The following is a 4709-nucleotide window of genomic DNA, read 5'->3' on the forward strand; positions in this document are numbered from 1 at the left end:
GCCAGCCGGACCACCGCCTCCGCCGACGTCAGCCCGCGCGGTGCGGACCCGGCCGCGGCGAACACCTCGTGCGGGGACAGCTCCCGCCCCGCAGGCAGTCCACTGTCGACGGTCGGCGGTGCGGTCAGCAGTCGGTTCCCACCGGCAGCGTCCATCACGCGGCCGTGGTGGACGTTCTGCGGACATCGGTCGCGGTGAGAACGCCGATGGGTCCGCGGTCGTCGATGACGATCACGGTGTCCTGGGCGGGTCGCAGGGGTGTGCGCCGGATGACCGCGGCGAGGGGCTCGTCCGGGCGGGCCAGGAACCGGCTGTCCAGGGGATGGGTGATGTCCCGCACGTGGACGGTGCGGCGCAGGCTCGGCTCGATGCCGAACAGGTCGCCCCTGGTCACCATGCCGACCGGGGCTCCCTGCTCGTCCCGCACCGGGAACAGCCGGTAGGGGAACCCATGGTTGATCAGGTGACCGATGAACTCCTCGACCGTCCACCAGGCGGGCGCGATGATCGGGTTGACCGTCATCACCTGGCCGACCGGGACGTCGGGGACCCTTGCACGTGGCGGCGCCGCACGTTCTGCCGACGCGGCCGCGAGGATGAACGAGCCGAGCATGAGCAGCCAGAAGCCATCGAGGATGTTCTGGTTGACCAAGAGCACCGTGCCGAAGCCGATGAGCCCGCCGCCGAGCCCCTGCCCGATCACGGCGGTCGTGGCGGTGGCGCGGGCGCGGTCGCCGGACCGGTGCCACAACCACGCCTGGAGCAACCGGCCGCCGTCCAGGGGAGCGCCGGGAAGGAGGTTCAGGACGGCCAGGAGAAGGTTGAACACGGTCAGCACGAGCAGCCCGGCCGTGGGTAGGCCGGACAGCCAGTCCGGGCCGAGTCCCGCGGCGAGAACGTACGAAACCACACCCAGTCCGCCGTTCACCGCGGGTCCGATGCCGGCGATCCCGGCCGCCTTTCCCGGAGTGGGCGGATCGTATCCGAGGGCCGTTGCGCCGCCGAACATCCAGAGGGTGACGCTCTCGACCGGTATGCCCAGCCGGCGGGCCAGCGCGGCGTGGGCGAACTCGTGCGCCAGCAACGAGCCGACGAACAGCACCCCGAAGATGCCGGCGGTCAGCCAGTAGGCCGGGGTACTGGCGACGGTCAACGAGGGCAGGGTGTCCACGGCCAGCATGACGGTGAACCCGACCACCATGATCAGGGCGGACGGATGGGCGCGGACCGGCACGCCGGCGAAGCGTCCGAGCGGGATGGTGCCGTTCACGATGGCCTCCCTGTTGACTTTCGTTGCGTGCAGGCTCAACCGCGCTGGTTGGTCAGTGGTTGAGCCAAGGCTCGTGCGTGATGTCGACCGTCATCGGCGCGGGGACGCGGATGTGGGTGTCGTCGTGGGCGAAGGTCAGGTGGGCGTGGACATCCACGACGCCGTCGACCCGGCGGGCCAAGGCCTCCGCGACCGGCACCATGCTCCTGCGTTCGAGCTCGCCGCGCAGGGTCACCACGCCGTCCACCACCTCGACGGTGACGGTGGCCGGGCTGACCACGACACCGAGGTTGCGCTCGAAGACCTCGTGCCCGATCTCTTCGGCGATGTCCTCGTCCGTGCGGAGAAAGACACCGAGAAGATCTCGGCGGCTGACGATGCCGACCAGCGTCCCCGAGTCGTCCACGACCGGCAGCCGCTTGACGCCGTGCCGGTCGAGCAGCCTGGCGGCGTGCACCACGGTCTCCTCCGGGCCGATCGTGAGCGCCGGAGCGGTCATCAGCTCCCCGGCGGTGGTCGCCTGGACCAGGTCCCGCTCGGTGTACTCCCGCAGCCAGGTCAGCAGTGACCGGGACTCGGACGGTTCCTGCGCCCCCTGCTTGGGCAGCAGGTCCGCGTGTGACACCACACCGATCACCCGGCCGCCGGCGTCGAGGACCGGAACCGCGCTCACGTCCCGCTGATCGAGCACCCGGACGATCTCCTTGAACGGGGTGCCTTCGCGCACCGTGGCCACATCGGTGGTCATCACGTTCCTGATTTTCCGATGCTTCATCGCAACCTCCGTAGTGCCACTTTCGACGCTATGACCACTGATCGCGGCGGAGCAGTGGCTTGGGGCCCGGTTCGGCGGGACTTCGTGCCCGGTCGGCGTCCATCGGATCCGGGACGCGAATATGTGGTGCAGCGGCCCCCGAGCTTGCGGCGAGCGTGACGGTGGGCAGGTCTGGGAAGTCGGCCGGGCGGTGCGTGACGATCACCGCCGCGCGGTCCTGGATGACGGTGTGCAGGTCGGAGGCGAGCCGGGCGGTGGGCTCGTCGAGGAGCAGCACCGGGCGGTCGGCGAGAACGGCCCGGGCGAGGAGCAGGTTCTCGCGCAGCGTGCTGTCGAACAGGTGGGTGCCGGCTCCGCACCAGGCGATCCGGGCGCGGGCCGCCTCGCTGTCGAGGGTGCGGATGTCGGTGTGGCCGAACAGGATCCGGCCGCCGAACGGGTCGAGGTGGCGCATGATCGCGGCGAGCGCGGTGCTCTTGCCGGCGCCGGAGGGACCCGGTGAGCACGACGCCGCGGTGGATGTCGGTGTGCAGGGTCAGCCCAGCGACGGCCGGCGCCGCCGCGCCCGGCCAGCGGACCGGCAGCTCCTGGGTGGCGAGCCGGGTGAGCTCCGGAACGGGTTGCGGGGCAATGGGTTCGGTGGTGGGTGTGGGCGTGCGGTCCAGCTCGGCGAGGCGGGTGGCGCTGTGCCGGGCGTCGGGCAGCCCGGCGACGAGTTCGGCGGTGGCCAGCGGGGTGAGGGCGAGGACGGCGAACTCGGGTCCGGGCAGCCGGCCGGCGCGCAGCGCAGCGATGTCGAGGATGAGGCGGGCCAGCGTGGTGGCGCCGATGGCCAGCGTGCCCACGGCCGTGCCGGCGCCGCGGGCGAGTGCGGTGCGGCGCCGGGCCTGGGTGAGCGCGGTGTCCACGGTGTGCAGCGCGGCGCGGCGGCTGCGGGTGGCCTGGAAGGCCTTTCTGGCCGCCATCAGGGTCAGTGCAGGCGCGAGCAGGCCGGCGGCGACGAGTCCGATGAGGACGGCCAGGCCGGCCGCGGGGAGCAGCAGGCCGATCCCGACCGCGGTGCCGGTGGCGACGTTCACCGCCGAGGCCGCCGGGACGAGGCCGCGCACCAGCACGTCCTGCTGATTGTCCACATCGGACACAAGTCGGTTGAGCAGGTCGCCGCGACGCATCTCCCTGTCGTGCCGTCAGGCAGCGTCCACCGCGCGGGTGGGCCGGGGCAGGGCGGACAGTCCCTGCGGCTAAGGACTTTCGTCCATGCCGGACACCTGCTGATCGGCCCTGACGGCGGTGGGCCGGGTAACGCACGCGGGACGCTCAGGCCGGGAAGGACCCGGCCGAGCGTCCCGCGTGCGTTACGGCGTCACCGATCACCATGCGATCAGATCAGCCAGCGGTTGCGCTGGACGAAGCCGAGGTTCGCCCACCACTTGCCGAGGCCCCAGACCGTCCCCGCGGAAAGGGCCGCGAGCGCGATCAGGATGACCGCGTAGATGAGGTGGTCGTCGAGGATCGGGTTGGTGGAGCGGGTCAGCTCGCCGGTCGAGGTGTGCCGGTCCAGCGGCCATTCCGCGGCCCACATCAGCAGCAGCAGGAGCGTGCCGCTGACCGCCGCGATCCGCATGCCGACGCCGAACAGCAGGGCGACGGCGATGCCGGCCAGGCCCAGCATGAACAGCCAGTCGGCCCAGGCGGCACCGGCCCACGAGGTGAACATCGACTGGAACGGGCCGTGCTTGAGCCCGCCGAGGAACCCCTTGGTGGGCGACCCGCCGTCGATCCAGGCGCTCTTGGACGCGGTGGCGTAGCCGAGGCCGAACAGCTTGTCGACGAACGCCCACGCGAAGATCAGGCCGAGGCCGATCCGCACGACCGCGATCAGCCGGCCGGCCACAGTGGACACGGTGGACGTGGTGGCGGACTGCGGCGTCATCCCGTTGGGCGTCTGCTGAACAGGAATGTGCTTCGCGCTCGGGCGCGGAGTCTCTTTGATTGACATGTGATGAGCCCTCCTTTCGGACAGGTTCAGTCTGGGTCGCGGCACGTTGACCATCTGGAGTCCAAGGTCCCCGGCCGAAGGGGCGTTGGTCGCGGTGACCGGCCTTTGCCGGCGGAGTCCAAGGGATCGGTTCGGCGGTGACCTTGGGCTCTGGGCCGGGTCCGCTCATCCACGACACGATTTCGTTGCCGGGCGACCGGCACCGGCTCGGAGCGGGATGATTCCGGTGCAGGCAGAACACGCCAACACTCAGCTGTCAGATCGGCACCCGCTCCGGGCCGGTTTCGTCGGGTCAGGGCACGACCCAGTCCACGACGTCGGCGACCGGCCGGCGGGTGGTGGCCGGCGTGGGGTGCGGCTCGTCGGTGGGCCACCCGATCCGGAGCACGAGCTGCGGCACCAGCTGACCGTGCAGCACATCGGTGCGCACCGACTCGCGGGTGGCGGGGACCTCCAGGGGCTGGGTGAGCGGGCAGGTGGCCAGCCGCATCCGGGTAGCGGTGAGCAGCACGGCGCTGGCGGCCTCCCCGGCGCGCAGCCGGGCCGTCCGGTCGTCGTCGGTGGTGCCGAGCACGAGCAGCGTGCCCACACCGTCCTCTTCGGACGGAATCGTCGAGGTGTGCAGGCGGCTGGGGGCGAACTGGCGCACCGGGAACGCGGTTGCC

At 71.5% G+C, this 4709-nt stretch carries 4 protein-coding genes and 2 pseudogenes; 1 reads left to right on the forward strand and 5 read right to left on the reverse strand.

The features are described from left to right. Positions 1-154: 154 nt before the first annotated feature. The 3 genes and pseudogenes from VGR06_RS40195 to VGR06_RS40205 all read right to left on the reverse strand — a co-directional run. A complete protein-coding gene (locus VGR06_RS40195) occupies positions 155-1270 on the reverse strand; it encodes a site-2 protease family protein (RefSeq protein WP_327564496.1) in 1116 nt (371 codons plus the stop codon). 52 nt (positions 1271-1322) lie between these two features. Then, positions 1323-2045: a CBS domain-containing protein gene (locus VGR06_RS40200; protein WP_327564497.1), complete on the reverse strand. Its 723-nt coding sequence runs from the start codon at positions 2043-2045 to the stop codon at positions 1323-1325. 28 nt (positions 2046-2073) lie between these two features. Beyond that, positions 2074-2529 (reverse strand): annotated as a pseudogene (locus tag VGR06_RS40205) (hypothetical protein); the annotation flags it as partial. Between the two features lie 14 nt (positions 2530-2543). Here VGR06_RS40205 and VGR06_RS40210 point away from each other — a divergent pair. Next, positions 2544-3170 (forward strand): hypothetical protein, encoded by a 627-nt coding sequence (locus VGR06_RS40210; protein WP_327564499.1) that lies wholly within the window; start codon positions 2544-2546, stop codon positions 3168-3170. A 256-nt stretch (positions 3171-3426) separates the two neighbouring features. Here VGR06_RS40210 and VGR06_RS40215 read toward each other — a convergent pair whose 3' ends face one another. Both VGR06_RS40215 and VGR06_RS40220 read right to left on the reverse strand, forming a co-directional pair. Next, positions 3427-4044, reverse strand: a complete 618-nt coding sequence (locus VGR06_RS40215) for a hypothetical protein (RefSeq protein ID WP_414637433.1) — start codon at positions 4042-4044, stop codon at positions 3427-3429. A 292-nt stretch (positions 4045-4336) separates the two neighbouring features. Then, positions 4337-4709 (reverse strand): annotated as a pseudogene (locus VGR06_RS40220) (NAD(P)H nitroreductase); the annotation flags it as partial.

Origin of the sequence: Actinophytocola sp. (assembly GCF_036002505.1) — a bacterium.
Taxonomy (GTDB): Bacteria; Actinomycetota; Actinomycetes; order Mycobacteriales; family Pseudonocardiaceae; genus DASYTH01.